Genomic DNA, 17,079 nt, shown 5'->3' with positions numbered 1-17,079 from the left:
TGACCCATGACCTTCACGCTTAGCACAACATTTCCCTTCGACCATGTTCAGCATCCGGATGAGTTCATCTCGATGGACGCTGTTCATGAATGCGCCCGGGCGGTCGAACAGGCTGGCTTCACCGCCGGCACTGTGACGGATCACCCGGTGCCATCCTCTCGCTGGCTGGAGAGCGGGGGCCACTACGCACAGGACCCCTTCGTCATGCTCTCGATGGTTGGAGCGGTGACGACGAAGCTGAAGCTGCAGACGAACATTCTCGTGCTGCCCTATCGCAATCCCTTCATCACCGCCCGGATGGTGTCTTCACTGGACCGATTCACCAATGGACGCGTGATCCTGGGCTTGGGCGCAGGTTATCTGAAAGCCGAATACAAGGCTTTGGGAGTCGAGTTCGACAACCGCAATGACCTGATGGACGAGTACATCCAGGCGATGAAGCTGGCCTGGACTGGCGAGGACTTCGAGTTCGAAGGAACTGGCTACAAGGCTCCTGGGAACCGCATGCTTCCCACGCCGGTCCAGAACCCTCACCCGCCGCTGCTGGTTGGCGGCAATTCGAAGCGCGCGCTACGCCGCGCCGTCGAGCACGGCGATGCGTGGCACCCCTTCTTCGTTCCGAAGATGGTGACCGATACGGCCCGGACCGCCAACCTTTCCGACGATCAGGACATCCTCGACGCCATCGCCTATATGGCGGATCACTGCCAGAAGGTCGGACGCGCAACACCGCCCAAGGTCGTCGCCTCGTCGACTTTCACCCTCAAGGATGACTGGAGCGCCCAGGAAGCCCTGGACCATTACGCACACCTCAAGTCCCTGGGAGTCGACGGCTCAGGTGCAAGCATCTCGACGCAAAGCCGCACCGAGTATTGCGAGCATGCTCTACGCTTTGGCGAGGAAGTGATTGCAAAACTTGCGTTTTGAACAGCGTAGCCGAGCGCTGGAGCATTAACGATGAGGCGGCCGAACACAGTGCAAAGGAAGTGGCAGCTATCGTGGCCGCCCGTCATCGCGGCGATGGTCGCAACAGCCTGGCAGCGTGTAATCAGCCCCGAGCAGCAGAGATCGCTTCACTGAAAGCGCGGACTGCCGCCTCTTCGTCGCCGTTCCACACTGCACCGCTCACCGCGAGGAAGTCCGCGCCGGCTCTAACCAGGGGCGCACAGTTTTCCGGGGTGACGCCGCCGATGGCAACGCAGGGTATTTCGAATAGAGCCTGCCACCAAGCGAGGAGGTCCGGTTCGGCGTGGTGCTTTACCTCTTTGGTCGTGGTGGGGAAGAACGCTCCAAACGCGACGTAGTCCGCGCCTGCTTCCCCCGCTTCCATGGCCAAATGGCGACTGTCATGACAGGTGACGCCGATCTGCGCGCTGCGTCCCAGAATCGTGCGCGCCTCGGCGGGATCGCCGTCTCCTTGCCCCAGGTGTACACCATCGGCCCCGATCCGCTTTGCCAGACTGATGGAATCGTTGACGATGAAAGCGACTTCACGCTCGGAGCAAACCGCCTGCAGCGGCTCGGCAAGCCGCACCGCTTCGTGCTGATCCACGCCCTTCACCCGGAATTGGAAAGCCGCGACCGGCCCCGCGTCCAGCGCTCTGGCGAGCCGCTCCGGAAAAGCGCCCCCCACTTCGAGCGGGGAGATCAGGTATAGACGGCACTCTGGAGGAAGTTCATCATCGGACATCGCCGCGCTCTAGCCGCACGTGCAGCGCTCGCCAAGCGTTCCGCGCGCATTCAGGTTCGAGCCCGCGTAAAGGCGCCATGAAGCTACTCTTAGTTCTCGCCGCTCCAGTGGCCCTCGCCGGCTGCGCCACGCTGCCCTCCCCGGCCCTCATCCCGCAGCAGCAAAGTGATGGGCTTAGCCGGGCGGAGATTGGCGAGACGGTCCTCGTCAATGGACCCAGAGTCACACCGCTCAGCGTGCTGGAAGACAGCCGTTGCCCGATGAACGCGCGGTGCGTCTGGGCTGGTCGTGTGCGCTTGAAAGTCAGGATCGATCTAGGATCCGGCAGCCAGGATCGCGAACTCACGCAGGGGGAGCCGGTACAGGTCGCCGACGGGACTCTCGAACTCGTCGAAGTTCAGCCCGACGCACCCGCAACCAATGAAGCCCCTCTCAAGCCTGGTGATTACCGCTTTGGCTTCCGCTTCATGGGTGGACTGTAGACAAGCAAAGAGGCCGGAAGCTTTCGCCCCGGCCTCCTTTAATCTTTGACCTATGCAGAAGGCGCGATCAGCCCTGCACGGCTGCAGCAACCTCAGCTGCGAAATCGCTGACCTGCTTTTCGATGCCCTCACCGAGCTGAAAGCGCACGAAGTCCTTGAGCACGATCTTGCTGCCCGCTTCCTTGCCGGCCTGATCAACCACCTGCTGGATAGGCGTCTTGTTGTCCATTACGAACAGCTGGCTGAGGAGAGCGTTCTCCTTGGCGTACTTGGCAATTGCCCCGTCCACCATCTTCGCCTGAACGGCCTCGGGCTTGCCGCTCTCTGCTGCCTTCTCGGCCGCAACCTTGCGCTCACGCTCGATCAGTTCGGGATCGAGATCCTCAGCATTGAGCGCCAGAGGGAACGCTGCTGCGATGTGCATGGCGATCTGCTTGCCCAGTCCCTCGAGCGTCTCGGCCGAAGCTTCGGATTCGAGCGCCACGAGCACACCGATCTTGCCGAGGTTCGGAGCAGCCGCGTTATGCATGTAAGGAACGACCAGGCCCTGAGAAACCTCGACCGTCTTCATACGGCGGATCTGCTGATTCTCACCGATCGTGGCGACGTTGTTCGTGAGCGCATCAGCCACGGTCCCACCGCTCGGGTAAGCCGCCGACTTAAGGGCTTCGACGTCGTCACCAGCAACACTCAGAGCCGCCTGCGTGGTGTTACGAACGAAATCCTGGAACTGCTCGTTCTTGGCAACGAAGTCGGTTTCGGAGTTAACCTCAACAGCAACGCCCTTGTTACCGGACACAGCCACTCCGACCAGGCCCTCGGCCGCAGTGCGGCTGGACTTCTTCGCTGCAGCGGCAAGGCCACGTGCACGCAGCGCGTCAACGGCTGCCTCGAAGTCACCGCCCGTCTCGTCGAGTGCCTTCTTGCAGTCCATCATTCCGGCGCCAGTGCGCTCGCGCAGGTTCTTCACGTCAGCGGCGGTGTAAGCCATCGCTCAAATTCCTCTTGCTTGAATGGGCAGACGCGCCGGGCCCATTGGACCCGGCGCGCGACATTTCGATGACGAAGTGTCGATAACACCGGGCCTCAGGCGCCGGCGGTCGCTTCCTCCGCGACGGGCTCGTCCATAGCGCCGATGTCCACGCCAGAGTCGGCGACGCCCTCGCGATGACCCTTCGTCGCGGCACGAGCAACCGCGTCACAGTACAGGCGCACAGCGCGGCTGGCGTCGTCGTTGGCGGGAATCGGGAACGCGATGCCCTGCGGATTCACGTTGGTATCGAGGATCGCAACGACCGGAATACCGAGTACGTTGGCTTCCTTGATCGCGAGATCTTCCTTGTTGGCGTCGATTACGAACATCACGTCCGGAATGCCGCCCATGTCGCGGATGCCGCCGAGCGAGAGCTCAAGCTTGTCACGCTCACGGGTGAGCTGAAGGATTTCCTTCTTGGTCAGGCCGTGCGTGTCGCCCGAGAGCTGCTCTTCCAGCGACTTGAGGCGCTTGATCGAACCCGAAATCGTCTTCCAGTTGGTGAGCATGCCGCCCAGCCAGCGATGATTGACGAAGTGCTGACCGCAAGCCCGCGCGGCCTGAGCAATCGGCTCCTGAGCCTGACGCTTGGTGCCGACGAACAGCACCTTGCCGCCTGCCTGAACAGTCGACGAAATGAAGTCGAGCGCACGAGCCATCAGCGGCACGGTCTGCGACAGGTCGATGATGTGGATGCCGTTGCGGGCGCCGAAGATGTACGGCTTCATCCGCGGGTTCCAGCGATGAGTCTGGTGGCCGAAGTGTGCGCCGGCCTCGATCAATTCCTGCATCGTGACGACTGGAGCCGCCATAAGTATTTCCTTTCCGGTTGCGCCTCTGGGAAGCTGGAACCGTGCGGAAGGCCATCCGACCTTGGACCCGCTGCGGCACCGGTATGTGCTGCTTCCCATGTGGATTCGCCACATCAGCCGCACCTCGAACGACGAAGGGGCCTGTGACGCGCGCCCCTTACCTCAAGCCATCAAGGAAATCCACCCTCATTTCAGCGCAAGGTGAATGTCACTTGTCGCATCCAACGATATCGCTCGGCGAAATCAGGAACTTACACCATTAATGCCGTGTTTGCACGTTGTCGACCTAGGCGGGACGTGCCAAACACCAGTCGAAGCACTTCAACCGACACAGGTCGCTCGGCGCGGGTCAAGCCCGCATCTCGGAGATGCCCATGGTTGTAGTGGCTTCGTTCCTCTTTGTGATTGCCGGCGTAACTTCTCTTGTGGCGGCAGCCCGCGCTTTCCACTTGAGCCTGCCCGCTCTTAGGTATCTCCGCAGGAAGCTGCGCAGCCCCGAATACGGGAGCGAGATTGTCATTTCGCTGCTCGAAGCGCCCGTAGCGACCAGCGCCACGCGCAACCTCAGGCGCCGCCGCCAACAAAGGCATCTCGCAGCCAAGCCGACAACCCATCGCCTGCGTCAGTCCGTCAAACCGCGCACGGCGGCATGAGCATCCTGCCCCTGGTCGCCGCGGCAGCACGCTGAAACTCGTTGACATGCGGAACAGACTGGGAACATAAGGCGCCTGAGAACAAGAGTAGAACGAAGCAACCTGTTCACAAGCTATCCACAGGTTGTCAACGGTCCTGCTCACAGATCAGGAGGTCACCATGTTCATCATTGGCTGTGCCACTCTCTTCGTGCTGGCGGCATGGGCCGCAATTGCGGCCATTTGCGGCGCCTGGCGCTCCTATGAAGCCGACGTGATGTGCTTGTTGAGCGAGCGATCTGGTGAGCACGCGGAGCGGTATCTCACCTGGCGCATCACGCCGACAGGCTCGACCGTTCTGAGTGCTGCGGTCACACAGTCGGCGGCACGCTATCGGCTTGATGACTGGGCGCACTCGGATCTGGCGGAGCAGCGCCTCGCCGCTTGAGCCGCATGTAGCGGGCAATGCCGTAGGGGACGAATGCCAGATAGATAATGGTCAGGCCGGCAAGCGACCACCAAGGCTCGATCAGCAGAGCGGCCATCATGATGCCTATCAGGGCCAGAAGGCCGATCCGTAGCTGGCTAGGCGGACGAACCCGTGACCAACTGAGGGTGGGCAGGCTGGAGATCATGAGGAAAGCGATGAGCAGCATCCAAACGCTCACAGCCACGGCATTGCTGAACTCGACCATTCCGCTGGCAATCCACAGGTAGATTGGGAGGAATGCCAGGCCGGCACCGACCGGCGCAGGCACTCCGGTCAGAAACCCGGCTTGCTTGTGAGGCTGATCGACGAGATCGATGCGGGCATTGAACCGCGCGAGCCGCAGGACGCAGCAGATTGCAAAGGCAAGCGCGGCTATCCACCCCAGACTTGGCAGATCACGCAGGGCCCACAAGTAGACGATAAGCGCTGGCGCCACACCGAAGGAAATCGAATCAGCCAGGCTGTCCAACTCGGCACCGAAGCGCGACTGCGCCTTGAGCAGGCGTGCCGCACGGCCGTCGATGCCATCAAGCAGGCCCGCGAGGATGATAGCTTGGACCGCCTTTTCAAAATCTCCGGCAATGGCGAAGCGGATCCCCGTCAGGCCGGAGCATAGCGCAGCCGCCGTGATCGCGTTGGGGACAAGTGCTCGCAAGCTCAGGCTGCGCGCCAAGCGACGCTCGGCCCTTCGGTCGTCCGACAGACTCACTGTGCAATACCTTCGATTATCTGGGCGTCACCCAACTCTGCCAGCACAGTCTCTCCTGCGATGACCCTCTGGCCAATCAGAACCTTCGGCTCTGTGCCCTGCGGAAGATAAACATCAACGCGGCTGCCGAAGCGGATCAATCCCACGCGCTGGCCCGCCGCGATGAAGTCTCCGGTCTTGACGAACGGCACAATGCGCCGCGCGACCAAGCCCGCGATTTGCGTCATACAAAGCACCAGACCATCCGTGCGTTCGATCAGCAGGTGCTGGCGCTCGTTCTCTTCACTCGCCTTGTCGAGTTCGGCATTGATGAAGCGTCCTGGGATGTAGATGACTTTTCGCACCGTGCCGCCAATCGGCGCACGATTGATGTGGACGTCAAAAACGCTCAAAAAAATGGATACGCGTGTAACTGGTTCCGCACTCATCGGCGGGACCCCGCTGCCGTCATCAAGCGTCAGTTCCCGGGGCGGCGAAATCTTCTGAATCAGAGTCACGAGCCCATCAGCGGGCGCGACAATGCCCCGCTCGCTCTGCGGCACTACCCGGTCCGGGTCCCGAAAGAACGCCAGCACGCCGATGGCCAGCAAGCCAAGCGGCCATGCCAGCCATGACCAGCCCAGAATGAAAGCCAGCAGGCATAGCCCGGCAGCGACCGCACCGAACTTGCGGCCTTCCGGATGGATCGTCGGCCAATTCCACGAGGCTTCGCCGCGCCCTCTATTATCGAAAATTTCCCCGGCCATGAGGTCCATCTAGGCCCTGCATCCTCGCTCCGCAATGCAGAGAGGTCCGAATATGGAAAGCCTTTGCTGCGGAGGAAGGGTGGTGGACAGGGCTGGATTCGAACCAGCGTACGCTTGCACGGGCAGATTTACAGTCTGCTGCCTTTAACCACTCGGCCACCTGTCCACACCGTTCCGCGTGTGGCGGGAAACCCCGCCGATGCGGCACCCGAAGGAGCCGCGCTGCCGAGAGGTGGCGCTCATGGCGAACGGAGCCTTGCCTGTCAATGGGGTGACTGGCAGGGAGCGACACAATTGATCGATCAAAAGGACGAAAAGATGGCAAAAGGCGATGCCAAAGCTGGCAGCGGCCGGGCTCTACGCGGACGCGCCGGGCGAATGAAGAACGGCCGCGGCTCTGGTCGCGCCTCCACCGGCATGGTTCGGCTGTGGGGCCGACACGCCGTGGAAGCCGCGCTTATGAACCCTGATCGCCGCCACACGAAGCTGTGGGCGACGCGCGAAGGCGTTGATTCGCTATCGGGTGAATTGCCCAGCGATTTCCCGGTTGAGTGGGCACAGGCCGCCGACCTTGCGCGCCTCGTGGCGCGGGATGCACCGCACCAAGGCCTCGTGCTGGAGTGCGAGCCGTTGGAAGACGTTTATCTTTCCGATGTGCTCGATGCCGACCCTGCCCGGCCGGTCCTGGTGCTCGACCAGGTCACCGACCCACATAACGTCGGCGCACTGATGCGCACTGCGGCGGCGTTCAATGCTGCTGCCGTCGTGACGCAGGACCGGCATGCTCCACCCGAATCGGGAACACTGGCGAAGTCCGCCTCGGGCGCACTTGAAGTCGTGCCCTGGGTGCGCGTCGTGAACCTTGCGCGCGCGTTGGAGGAGCTCGCCGAAGCCGGGTACTGGCGCATCGGACTTGCTGGAGAGGCAGAGATGACCCTTGCCGAAGCTCTTCCCGCAGGACCGGTCGCTCTGGTCCTTGGGGCGGAGGGCGAAGGCATGCGGCACAACATCATGCAACACTGCGACGCCATCGCCCGCCTGCCCATCAGCGATGCCATGGAGAGCCTGAACGTGAGCAATGCGGGCGCTGTCGCACTTTATGCGGTCGCAATGCGCTAAGTCATCCGCCGTAGGCAGCGTCAACCACCGCGGAGCAGCTATACAGGCTGCTCCGTAGGGCGTGTGGGACATCGTTTGCATTAACACTTTCTGCCGCAGAGCGCCCTCATGGTCGGCGCTCCTGCTCGATACCTGTGCCCGAAACACCCGTTATCGTGCGGCTTTCGCGACATGCCCCGTCCTTCTGTTGCTGGTTATGGTTAACCGCTTCAGAATTGCTCCATGATTCACCTGATCTTGGCTTGAGGCCCAAATTAGCACCGAAGCCCGAATAGCGTCGCGTCAGCACATCACTGACACATCAACGACAATCTCGGGAGCAGCGGGGAGCATCGATCGCTTCGCTTGCTGTCAAACCCGATCAGAAAACGGGCGCAACGATGAAGTTTGCTGTTAGATCAAAGTCCATGATCCTGCTCTTGCCACTGCTGGCGGCATGCTCGGGTGGCGATGGTGAGAACACCGCCGCCATGCCACAGGCGACGCCTGCAGGCACGATGGAGCTGGATACGCTAGCGACCACGCAGGGCGTGGCGCCCAAAACCAGCACCACGAAGCTGACCGATTTCGATATATGGGCGCGGCGCCTCATGGCTGATCGGATCAGCCCGGTTGTAGCCGCTGCCGGCGATCTCTCCCATGCGTGGGTGGGAGCGGACGGTAAAGTCGCCAATGTCGTCGTGCGAACGCCCCGCACCGCAGGCAAACCGACTATTTCGATCTCCCCTCCTGCGTCGGGAGCCGATGCAACGCCCGCATTTCAGGCAGCCATCAGCCAGCTACGCAAGGCGGGCGGCGGCGTCCTCAATGTTACGGCAGGGGAGTATCGTTTCAAGTCCGCCAATACAGAGCAACCGAGCGCGGGCCACATTCTGCTCGCGAATCTCCAGGACGTAGACATCCAGGCGACCGGTGCGCACTTCCTTTTCGAGAAGGATGTCGATGGGATCGGCATACGCGACAGTCAGCGGATACGGATTTTTGGCGCAAGGATGCGCGACGCTCGCGTGCTCTCGGGCATGGGCCGCATGCGGCTCGTGGACGGAGCGACGCGACTCGTGCTGGACAAGCTACTTCCGCCAGGCACGACGATCAACTGGATCAGGCCGATGAACGAGGGCAGCCACACCTGGCCGCAAACGCGAACACGCGCGATCATCTCCCCGTCGACGGCCCAGCCCTCGCGGATCGACGAGCGAACCTTCACCGCGCCCGAGTTCAAGCCCTTCGAGGACGGTCAACTGGTGGGCGTGAAGTTCACCTATTACGGCACCCGAATGGTCTATGTGCGAGACAGCTACAAAGGGACGAACGAGGATATCGTCCTTGACGGCATCCGCATCGGCTCGACCGGCGGAATAGGCATTCTGGCCAAGACGCGTGGACGGGGTCTGGCCATCCAGAACTCAGCCATAGCCGCGGAGGAAGGCCGTCCTTACAGCACCAACTACGACGGCGTGCACGTGATCGCGAGCGGTGGCGACATTCTGATCCGCGGTAACTCTTTCGCGCATACAGGCGATGACCAGATCAATCTCCGCTCCATGATCCACAAAGTCAGCGTGCTCGGCACCAACCGGGCAACGCTGACGAATGACGCCAGGCTCATCCGCGGGGGCGATGAGGTGGCCTTCTTTAACAAGGATGGTGAGTACCTGGGACGGCGCTTCGTGTCCGCTGCGCCTCCGATCGGCAACAGCGACGTAATCACCTTCGACTTCAAGCCGGGTGAGCCGTTCACGGAAGCCAAGTTCGCGCGAGTGCTGACGATGACGCCGCGGCGATTTGCGATCGTCGCTAACACTCTGGCCGATAGCATCGGTCGGGGAATGCTGGTCCAGATCCCCAACGGAGTCATCCAGAGCAACGTAATCCGGCGCCTCCCCCGCACCGCGATCCGGCTGCTGACCAGCTTTGACCCATGGCTGGAAGGCGCGGGGGCGATCAACGTCCGCATCATCGGAAACACCATCGAGAGCGGGGGCGCAGAACTCGGATACAATCACCCCACAGGGATCATCATGGCGCAAGCCGAGGTGCTTCCTTACAAGATTGCCGGAAACATGCACAACGGGCCGCTGAGAATCGAAGCGAACCGGTTCAAAGCGCCGCGCGCCGCCTGCGTGGTCGTTTACAACACCAAGAACTTTGTCGAGCAGGGCAATGTCTGCGGAGGCGGCTGAAAACACGGGAGCCGGCGTAGGAGGAGCGCCGGCTCCACATTTCGGACGATCCATTGTGCAGATCGCGCAATCCCAACTTTCCACACAGCTTGATCTTTATTAACGTCCGACCATGTCCGTCCGTTCGATGATCGAGAATAGCCCGCTGGCCGCAGTCGTCAGCGATCCGCGCCTCCCCGACAACCCCATTATCGAGTGCAACGCGCCGTTCCTCGAACTCACCGGTTATGAGCGGCATGAAGTGATCGGGCGCAATTGCCGCTTTCTGGCGGGGGCCGACACCGAGCCCTGGCTTAGTGAAAAAATGCGAGAGGGGATCCGCAATCAGAAGCCCGTACTGGTGGAGATTCTGAATTATCGCAAGAATGGCACCTGCTTCCGCAATGCCGTGATGATCGTACCCCTTTTCGACGAAAACGGCGAACTGCAGTACTACTTGGGATCGCAAGTCGAAGTGCCGAAGGGCGATGGCTACCTCAACGGTTCAAGCCAAGGTCTCTCCTCCTCAAAAGGCAAAGTCGCGGCGCTGACCTCCCGCCAACGGGAGATCCTGATCCAGATGGCGGAAGGCAAGCTCAACAAGCAGATCGCATTTGATCTGGGCCTGAGCGAGCGCACCGTAAAAATGCATCGCGCCGCGCTGTTCCGGGCACTCGGCGTCAAGACAAGTGCGGACGCCATCCGCATCGCCGTCGAGGCAGGGCACTGACGCCGGCGCTGCAACGCCCCTCCGCACTCGCCTCGCAAGCTTAGACGGCGGCTCTCGCAATCAGGAGCGAGGGCCGCCGTTTTGCATCAGGTCAAGGCGCCGTGACAGTGCTTGTACTTGTTGCCCGAGCCGCAGGGGCAAGGCGCATTTCGGCTGATCTGCATGTCCGCGTACGGGTTCTCTCCCGAAGCACCGGGGCCGACAGCTGCTTGCGGACTGCCAGCCAGAGCGCCGAACAGAGCCGCCCGTGCTGCCGAGCCATCTCCGTCTCCAGAGTTCTCGAATCCCGTCAACGGGTCGATGTGGCCTGTCAGAAAGTCCGGCAGGTCCGGTAGGTCGACCGGCTCGGGCATGCGCAGTTCGCTAACCGAGAGAATTCGCGTCACATCCTCGCGGATCGTCTCCAGCATGCGCTCGAACAGACCGAACGCTTCCTGCTTGTACTCGTTGATGGGCGTCTTTTGCGCATAGGCACGCAGGAAAACCACCTGGCGGAGCGCGTCGAGCGTTGCCAGGTGCTCCTTCCAGTAATGATCGATGCGATCGAGCAGGATGCTCTTCTCGACCTGGCGCCAGATAGCCGGATCGTCGCGCCCCATCTTCGCGCTCATGTGCGCGTCGGCGAGCCCCGTGACACGCTCCTCGATACCTTCGGGATCGATGCCATCCTCTTCCATCCACGCCTCGAGCGGAACGTCGATGCCGAGCACATCGCGTGCGCGCTCCTTCAGCTCCTCAACCTTCCAGTGCTCGGGGTAGGAGCCCGGTGGGCACGCATCGGCGACCAGCGCATTGATCGTGTCGTGGCGCATGTCGACAACGACATCGTCCACCGTTTCCGCATCCATGATGTCCGCGCGCTGCTCGTAGATGACCTTGCGCTGATCGTTCATCACGTTGTCGTACTCGACGACTTGCTTGCGCACCTCGTAGTTGCGCGCCTCAACCTTCTTTTGCGCTGTTTCGATGGCCTTGGAGAGCCACTTCGATCCGATCGCCTCGCCATCCGCGAGGTTTGAGTTCATCATCTTGGAGAACAGTGTGTCCGGCCCAAAGATGCGCAGCAGGTCGTCTTCAAGGCAGAGATAGAACTTCGACAGACCGGGATCGCCCTGACGGCCTGAACGACCGCGCAACTGGTTGTCGATACGCCGGCTTTCATGACGTTCGGTGCCGATCACGCAAAGCCCACCGGCTGCAAGCACCCTGGCCTTTTCCTCGGCGACTTCGGCCTTGATGCGTTCCATAGCCGCGTCACGCTCCGGCCCTTCAGGCATGTCCCGTAGTTCATCCTCAGCGCGGAACTCCACGTTGCCGCCGAGCTGGATGTCGGTTCCGCGACCGGCCATGTTAGTGGCGATCGTCACGGCATTCAGGCGCCCTGCCTGAGCCACGATATGCGCTTCCATCTCGTGGAAACGCGCGTTCAGGACGTTATGCTGCACGCCCTCCTTCTTGAGGAAGTCGGACAGCAGCTCGGATTTCTCAATCGATACCGTGCCCACCAGCACAGGCTGGCCGGTCTCGTTCTTCTCGCGGATCAGCTTTGCGATGGCCGCGAACTTGTCGAGCGTGTTCTTGTAGAACTCGTCCTCCTCGTCGATCCGCTGCACCGGCACATTGGTCGGGATCGTCACGACGTTCATCTTGTAGATGTCGTAAAATTCGGCAGCCTCAGTCGCCGCCGTACCCGTCATGCCGGACAGCTTGGGGTACATGCGGAAGTAGTTCTGGAACGTGATCGAGGCCATTGTCTGGTTCTCAGGTTCGATCTGGACGCCCTCCTTCGCCTCGACAGCCTGGTGCAAGCCGTTCGACCAGCGCCGGCCTTCCATCATGCGTCCGGTGAACTCGTCGATGATGACGACCTTGCCGTCCTTGACGATATAGTCGGTGTCCCGCTTGAACATGACCACGGCTTTCAACGCTTGGTCCAGGTGGTGAACCACCTGCGTGTTCTCGACGTCGTAGAGGTTCGAGCCTTCGAGGAGACCAGCTGCCTCCAAGATGCGCTCTGCCTTCTCCACTCCGTCTTCTGTCAGGACGACGCTCTTCGCTTTCTCGTCGGTATCGTAATCCTCCGGCGAAAGCTGCTTAACGATCGCGTCGACCTTGACGTAAAGCTCGGATTTGTCGTCGGTCGGTCCAGAGATGATCAGCGGCGTCCGAGCCTCGTCGATCAGGATGGAGTCCACCTCGTCAACGATCGCGTAGTTGAAGGCACGCTGCACCATCTGGCTGCGCTCGTGCTTCATGTTGTCGCGCAAGTAGTCGAAGCCAAACTCGTTGTTGGTGCCGTAGGTGATGTCGGCAGCGTAGGCCTCGCGGCGCTGGTACTCATTGAGGTTCGGCACGATCACGCCGACGGTCAGGCCCAGGAACTGGTGTAGCTGTCCCATCCACTCCGCGTCGCGCCGAGCCAGGTAATCGTTCACGGTCACGACGTGGACGCCCTTGCCCTCAAGAGCGTTCAGGTAAGTGGCAACGGTCGCCACCAAGGTCTTGCCCTCGCCGGTGCGCATCTCGGCGATTTCGCCGCGGTGCAGAACGATGCCGCCGATCATCTGGACGTCGAAGTGGCGCATCCCCAAGACACGCTTTGCCGCCTCACGTACCGTCGCAAAGGCTTCAGGCAGAATGTCGTCCAGGGTGCTGCCGGCCGAGAGCTGCTGACGGAACTTGGTTGTCTGGGCAGACAGCTCGTCGTCGCTCATCGCCTCCAGGGTTGGCTCATAGGCGGCGATCTGGCGGACGATCTTGTCCAGGGATTTGACGTAGCGTTCGTTGGACGAACCGAAGATGGACTTGACGATGGCCCCAAGCATGGCGGGTTTCCTGTTTTTGGAATGGGCGCAGCAAGTGCGCGGGTGCGCCCGCGCAAGGCAGGCGTCTCTGGCATGATGTAATCTGTGCCCGCGCTATTCGCGCGTACGATCGATCCCGATGCGGACGCTGCAGATCCTGCAAAGCGGGAGCTGTTTGCCGCCCTCTACACGAGACACGAGACGCGCATGCCGGCGGCCCGCCTCCGGCAGCTGCGCAAGCTCCACGGGTGCTGCCGGTGCACGCAACGCCACCGCAGCCGATATCGTAACGGCGGCCGCCTGCGTCCTACTGGCGCATGCTTCCGCCGGCGCAATCTGCGTGGCGAGGCCTGTCAGCAGGGCCAAAAGGGTCAAGAGCAGGCGGTTTGCCATGGCGGAGGAGATAGGCGCGGTGCGTCCGGCTGTCCACTACGTGAGACAAGATCGCGGCTGACTTCCTTGACGCGGCGTCCTCCCGGAAGCCTTCACTATCGTATTATTGAACAGGTACGCCGCTCACCAGGCTGGTTCCGGTCTGAGTTGGAACGGTCCAAATGGCAATGTTCAGGCCCATGATCAAAGCGAGTGCTAGCATCAGCCACGCCTGCGTGCGCAGCCCTTTGCGCAGCAGCACGATACCGCCGCCAAGCAGCGCGAGAGTCGCCAGGACCATGAGCGAAAGCGCAATTGCCATGCGCCCCCTTATCCTACCCGGAAACTCTGCGCGAGTCCGGTCAGCGTTGACTGCAGTTTGAGGGGTGTTCATCGTCAGGCACTGAAGGGTCTTCAATCTGCGATCAAGGTTGTATGCGGCAACAGGTGAGGTGCTGCCGCCGTTGATCGTGGCTGTCGTAATGGTGACGTTTTACCGTCGCGTCTTTGTGGTCTGGTTCATGCTCTCGCCCTGCCGGAACGCGGCTCGTCCAGACTCAGGAAGCTGGCGCGTTTGTGAGCAGGATTTCGTCGGCATCGCCTTCACCTGCTTCCCCCGTGATGGGAACGCTACCGATCCTTCGTCGTTGCTCGCGTAGCCATCACAAGGGATGTGCCATGCCGAAGACCGCACGAGGCTCCCGCCGACTAAGCCGTTCAGGCTACCTCCTGGGCTTTGGCCTCGGCGGCTTCTTCGATGCCATACTCCTTCACCAGATCTTACAGTGGCATCACCTCTTGAGCCTTGTCGAAGGGGTCGGCGACATCAGGAACCAGGTTCTTTTCGACGGGCTTTTTCACGCTCTTATGTACCTGATCGCTGCTGCGGGTCTCGTGACCCTCGTGCGCGGCAGACATGAGCTCGCGAGAGAGGGTGCCGCAAGACTGCTGGTGAGCAACGCCCTTATAGGTTTCGGCACTTGGCACGTACTCGACAGCATCCTCTCTCATTGGTTGCTCGGCATCCACCGTATCCGCGTCGACAGCTCCGCGCCTCTCATGTGGGATCTGATCTGGTTTGCCGCATTCGGCGTGGGCCCGGTGCTGCTCGGGCTGCTCCTCAGGCGCCGAGGACGAATCTTGCACAGTGGACAAGTCGCCGCTGCACTCCTTGTGTTTGCCGTTCTGGGGGGTGGCGTGTGGGCGGCTCAGTCTCCGTCAGATGCACGCTCCGCCATCGCCGTATTCCAGCCCGGAATGTCAGACGGGCACATCCTCACCGCCATTCGCAATTCAGGCGGGTCGGTGGTGTGGACTTCAAGCGGCATCTGGGCTGTCCAGTGGAGCGATGCGGGAGGCGGCGTGAGCGACCTCTATCGCGATGGCGCCCTGCTGGTGAGCAACTCCTATTTGGCGGCAGGCTGCCTTGCCTGGACAAGAATTTAGCGGGTCGGCCACCTACCGAAAGCCACCGCTCGGTCAGATGGGCTGGGGCACCCTCACCCGCACGATCAGCCCTCCCTCCGGCGCTGCCGACAGCGACAGCTTGCCACCGAACCGCGTGAGCAGGCGATGCGCTGTCGGGATGCCGAGGCCAAAACCCTTGGTCGTTCGCCCCCTCGCCTCGTCAAGCCGGAAGAACGGCGTAAGGACATCCTCGACGTGCTCGGCCGGGATCCCAGGGCCATCATCCGCGATTACGACGAACCAGTCGCTGCCTTCCTGCTCTAGCCGCACCTCGACCTTCTCTCCATAGCGCAAGGCATTCTCGATCACCGCCTCGAGAGACAGGAGCAGCGGCTCGCGATAGGTCTCGACCCATGCCTCACCTTCTGACCGGAGCCGCGCGCCTGAGTTGCCGTCTGCGATCATGTCCTGAAGCAGCGCCACCAAATCCACCTGCTCGGGTGCGGCCTGCAGGTGCTGCGCACGCAGGAACTGCTGCAGAGAACCGAGCATCGCATCCATCTCGTCGACGCTCTGGAGCAGCAAGTCGCTTATCTCCTGATCGCTGAGCAGCTCCGCAAGCACCTTCTGCCGCGAAAGCGGAGTGCGCAGATCGTGGCTGATCGCCTCGAACGATTTCGCCTGGTCCTCCAGAAGCCGGGCGATCCGATCCTGCATCTCATTCATGGCGTGAGAGAGGTTGCGCAGGTCTGTTGGCCCTTCTTCCCGGATGGCCACACGCTGCCCCTGCCCGATGGCATTCGCGGCTTCGGACATGCGGCGCAGGGGACGGGTCAGAGCGCGGATCGCTAGCAATCCCGCCGCGACGCAGACCAGCGCGGTCACCACCGTCATCCAGGCGGCCCGCAGCGCGATGGGCCACATCGACGAGATGTCTCTTGATTCGAAGTTCAGCCAACGCCCACCGCCCAGCGGCATGGAGCCGACCAGGTCCCGGCGGCCATTGGCAGCACGTCGTGTCGCAAGGTGTAGAGGCGCTCCTGCGAGCGTCGGCTCCCACCGCACAATCTGCCGGGCCATCCCTTGCAACAACTCGCCGGAGGCGGGACGCGCCACAAGCGGCGTCTCCGCCACCGAAACGCGCAAGTGCTCCGAAGTCATCACCGCGGGTGTGAGGCGCGGTTCCAGCCGGTAGACCCGGTTGCTGACGACCAGCATCTCGGCGACGCGACGCGCGTGATCCTCGCGCAGCGTGTTTGCATCAATCTCACGATAAAACAGCAGACTCGCGACGAGTTCCACCACACCGATGGCGATGAAGAGCAAGGCCGCATATGCGGACAGGCGCAGAGACTTCGTACCCGCCAACGGCCCAGGCTCTCCTTTTTGGCCGCACGCCTGAAGCGTGCCAGCACCTTTCGGCTCCTGCAGAAACGCAGGAACATCACAGCTCCCCTGTTCTCAGGACGCTAACAGCCGGATGAGGAGGAAACAACAAGCGGAAATGATAGGCTTGCCCCTGCGATCTGTGGCCGCTGCCTCGTGTATGGTGCCCATGAGGGCTCCTTCAGCCGAAAGCTCTGCGCCCGCCGTCCGCTCGCTCATAGCGAGGGAGAGTGTCGTAGGCCGGTTCGAAGCCCAGAATGGAGTACATCTCGCGATCGAGATAAGGGGCTGCGTCGCCCGCTCGCATGTCGACACGGGCGCATTCGCCGATACCGGGAACATGGGTTCGGAACAGTCCCTTGCGCACCGACCGCATCATGATTCTAGCAGCACCCTGTAGTTGGCTTCGGCGCGCCTGTGGCTGGAGGACTGGGCGAGAGCAAGCCAGCCGGCGCCTTGTCATATAAGGAGCACATAAGTGACACACTCTTCGCCGGTCGCGTTG

17 protein-coding genes, 1 tRNA gene and 1 pseudogene are annotated in these 17,079 nt (G+C 61.7%); 8 read left to right on the top strand and 11 right to left on the bottom strand.

Features of this window, described 5'->3' with window-relative positions:
* Positions 1–6: 6 nt before the first annotated feature.
* Complete coding sequence (locus tag ABUH87_RS09945) at positions 7–927, top strand: LLM class F420-dependent oxidoreductase (RefSeq protein WP_367773098.1); 921 nt, start codon at positions 7–9, stop codon at positions 925–927.
* A gap of 121 nt (positions 928–1,048) precedes the next feature.
* On the opposite strand, the gene thiE is transcribed toward ABUH87_RS09945, so the two are convergent.
* Positions 1,049–1,690: a thiamine phosphate synthase gene (gene thiE, locus ABUH87_RS09940; protein ID WP_367773096.1), complete on the bottom strand. Its 642-nt coding sequence runs from the start codon at positions 1,688–1,690 to the stop codon at positions 1,049–1,051.
* A gap of 77 nt (positions 1,691–1,767) precedes the next feature.
* On the opposite strand from thiE, the gene ABUH87_RS09935 reads away from it, so the two are divergent.
* A complete protein-coding gene (locus ABUH87_RS09935; protein ID WP_367773092.1) occupies positions 1,768–2,172 on the top strand; it encodes a hypothetical protein in 405 nt (134 codons plus the stop codon).
* A 67-nt stretch (positions 2,173–2,239) separates the two neighbouring features.
* Here ABUH87_RS09935 and tsf read toward each other — a convergent pair whose 3' ends face one another.
* Both tsf and rpsB read right to left on the bottom strand, forming a co-directional pair.
* Positions 2,240–3,163: a translation elongation factor Ts gene (gene tsf, locus ABUH87_RS09930; RefSeq protein ID WP_367773088.1), complete on the bottom strand. Its 924-nt coding sequence runs from the start codon at positions 3,161–3,163 to the stop codon at positions 2,240–2,242.
* Positions 3,164–3,258: 95 nt separating this feature from the next.
* Entirely contained in the window at positions 3,259–4,017 is a 759-nt protein-coding gene (gene rpsB, locus ABUH87_RS09925; protein WP_367773085.1) for a 30S ribosomal protein S2, read from the bottom strand.
* Positions 4,018–4,391: 374 nt separating this feature from the next.
* Here rpsB and ABUH87_RS09920 point away from each other — a divergent pair, with 374 nt between their 5' ends.
* A complete protein-coding gene (locus tag ABUH87_RS09920; RefSeq protein WP_367773083.1) occupies positions 4,392–4,670 on the top strand; it encodes a hypothetical protein in 279 nt (92 codons plus the stop codon).
* Between the two features lie 160 nt (positions 4,671–4,830).
* Positions 4,831–5,097, top strand: coding sequence for a hypothetical protein (locus ABUH87_RS09915; protein ID WP_367773081.1), 267 nt, complete (start codon positions 4,831–4,833; stop codon positions 5,095–5,097).
* Here ABUH87_RS09915 and pssA read toward each other — a convergent pair.
* The 3 genes from pssA to ABUH87_RS09900 all read right to left on the bottom strand — a co-directional run bounded on the left by pssA (position 5,021) and on the right by ABUH87_RS09900 (position 6,760).
* Positions 5,021–5,848 (bottom strand): CDP-diacylglycerol--serine O-phosphatidyltransferase, encoded by an 828-nt coding sequence (gene pssA / locus ABUH87_RS09910; RefSeq protein WP_367773079.1) that lies wholly within the window; start codon positions 5,846–5,848, stop codon positions 5,021–5,023. The two genes, ABUH87_RS09915 and pssA, sit on opposite strands and share 77 nt — an antisense overlap.
* Positions 5,845–6,594, bottom strand: coding sequence for a phosphatidylserine decarboxylase (locus ABUH87_RS09905; RefSeq protein ID WP_367773076.1), 750 nt, complete (start codon positions 6,592–6,594; stop codon positions 5,845–5,847). Before ABUH87_RS09905 ends, pssA begins: the two co-directional genes overlap by 4 nt.
* An 80-nt stretch (positions 6,595–6,674) precedes the next feature.
* Positions 6,675–6,760 (bottom strand) — tRNA-Tyr (locus ABUH87_RS09900).
* 152 nt (positions 6,761–6,912) lie between these two features.
* Here ABUH87_RS09900 and ABUH87_RS09895 point away from each other — a divergent pair.
* From ABUH87_RS09895 to ABUH87_RS09885, 3 genes are all read left to right on the top strand, one after another.
* Positions 6,913–7,713, top strand: a complete 801-nt coding sequence (locus ABUH87_RS09895) for a TrmH family RNA methyltransferase (RefSeq protein WP_367773287.1) — start codon at positions 6,913–6,915, stop codon at positions 7,711–7,713.
* A 380-nt stretch (positions 7,714–8,093) separates the two neighbouring features.
* The gene (locus ABUH87_RS09890) at positions 8,094–9,896 is read left to right on the top strand and encodes a hypothetical protein (protein ID WP_367773074.1); all 1,803 of its coding nucleotides are present in this window, start codon (positions 8,094–8,096) and stop codon (positions 9,894–9,896) included.
* 112 nt (positions 9,897–10,008) lie between these two features.
* Complete coding sequence (locus ABUH87_RS09885; protein WP_367773072.1) at positions 10,009–10,605, top strand: PAS domain-containing protein; 597 nt, start codon at positions 10,009–10,011, stop codon at positions 10,603–10,605.
* 86 nt (positions 10,606–10,691) lie between these two features.
* Here the strand turns inward: ABUH87_RS09885 and secA are convergent, their stop codons facing one another.
* The 3 genes and pseudogenes from secA to ABUH87_RS09870 form a co-directional block, all read right to left on the bottom strand.
* Positions 10,692–13,430 (bottom strand): preprotein translocase subunit SecA, encoded by a 2,739-nt coding sequence (gene secA / locus ABUH87_RS09880; protein WP_367773061.1) that lies wholly within the window; start codon positions 13,428–13,430, stop codon positions 10,692–10,694.
* A gap of 475 nt (positions 13,431–13,905) precedes the next feature.
* Complete coding sequence (locus tag ABUH87_RS09875; protein WP_367773059.1) at positions 13,906–14,103, bottom strand: hypothetical protein; 198 nt, start codon at positions 14,101–14,103, stop codon at positions 13,906–13,908.
* Positions 14,104–14,175: 72 nt separating this feature from the next.
* Positions 14,176–14,290 (bottom strand): annotated as a pseudogene (locus ABUH87_RS09870) (IS481 family transposase); the annotation flags it as partial.
* 169 nt (positions 14,291–14,459) lie between these two features.
* On the opposite strand from ABUH87_RS09870, the gene ABUH87_RS09865 reads away from it, so the two are divergent.
* The gene (locus ABUH87_RS09865) at positions 14,460–15,227 is read left to right on the top strand and encodes a DUF2243 domain-containing protein (protein ID WP_367773057.1); all 768 of its coding nucleotides are present in this window, start codon (positions 14,460–14,462) and stop codon (positions 15,225–15,227) included.
* Between the two features lie 33 nt (positions 15,228–15,260).
* On the opposite strand, the gene ABUH87_RS09860 is transcribed toward ABUH87_RS09865, so the two are convergent.
* Complete coding sequence (locus ABUH87_RS09860; RefSeq protein ID WP_367773054.1) at positions 15,261–16,556, bottom strand: ATP-binding protein; 1,296 nt, start codon at positions 16,554–16,556, stop codon at positions 15,261–15,263.
* Positions 16,557–16,755: 199 nt separating this feature from the next.
* Positions 16,756–16,953 carry a hypothetical protein gene (locus tag ABUH87_RS09855; protein ID WP_367773051.1) on the bottom strand — a complete coding sequence of 66 codons (198 nt, stop codon included), beginning with the start codon at positions 16,951–16,953 and terminating at the stop codon, positions 16,756–16,758.
* Positions 16,954–17,079: the final 126 nt, after the last annotated feature.

The organism is Novosphingobium rhizovicinum (genome assembly GCF_040813635.1).
In the GTDB taxonomy this organism is placed as follows: Bacteria; Pseudomonadota; Alphaproteobacteria; order Sphingomonadales; family Sphingomonadaceae; genus Novosphingobium; species Novosphingobium rhizovicinum.
Note: the sequence above shows the minus strand (reverse complement) of the source record. Positions and strands in the feature narration are given on the sequence as shown.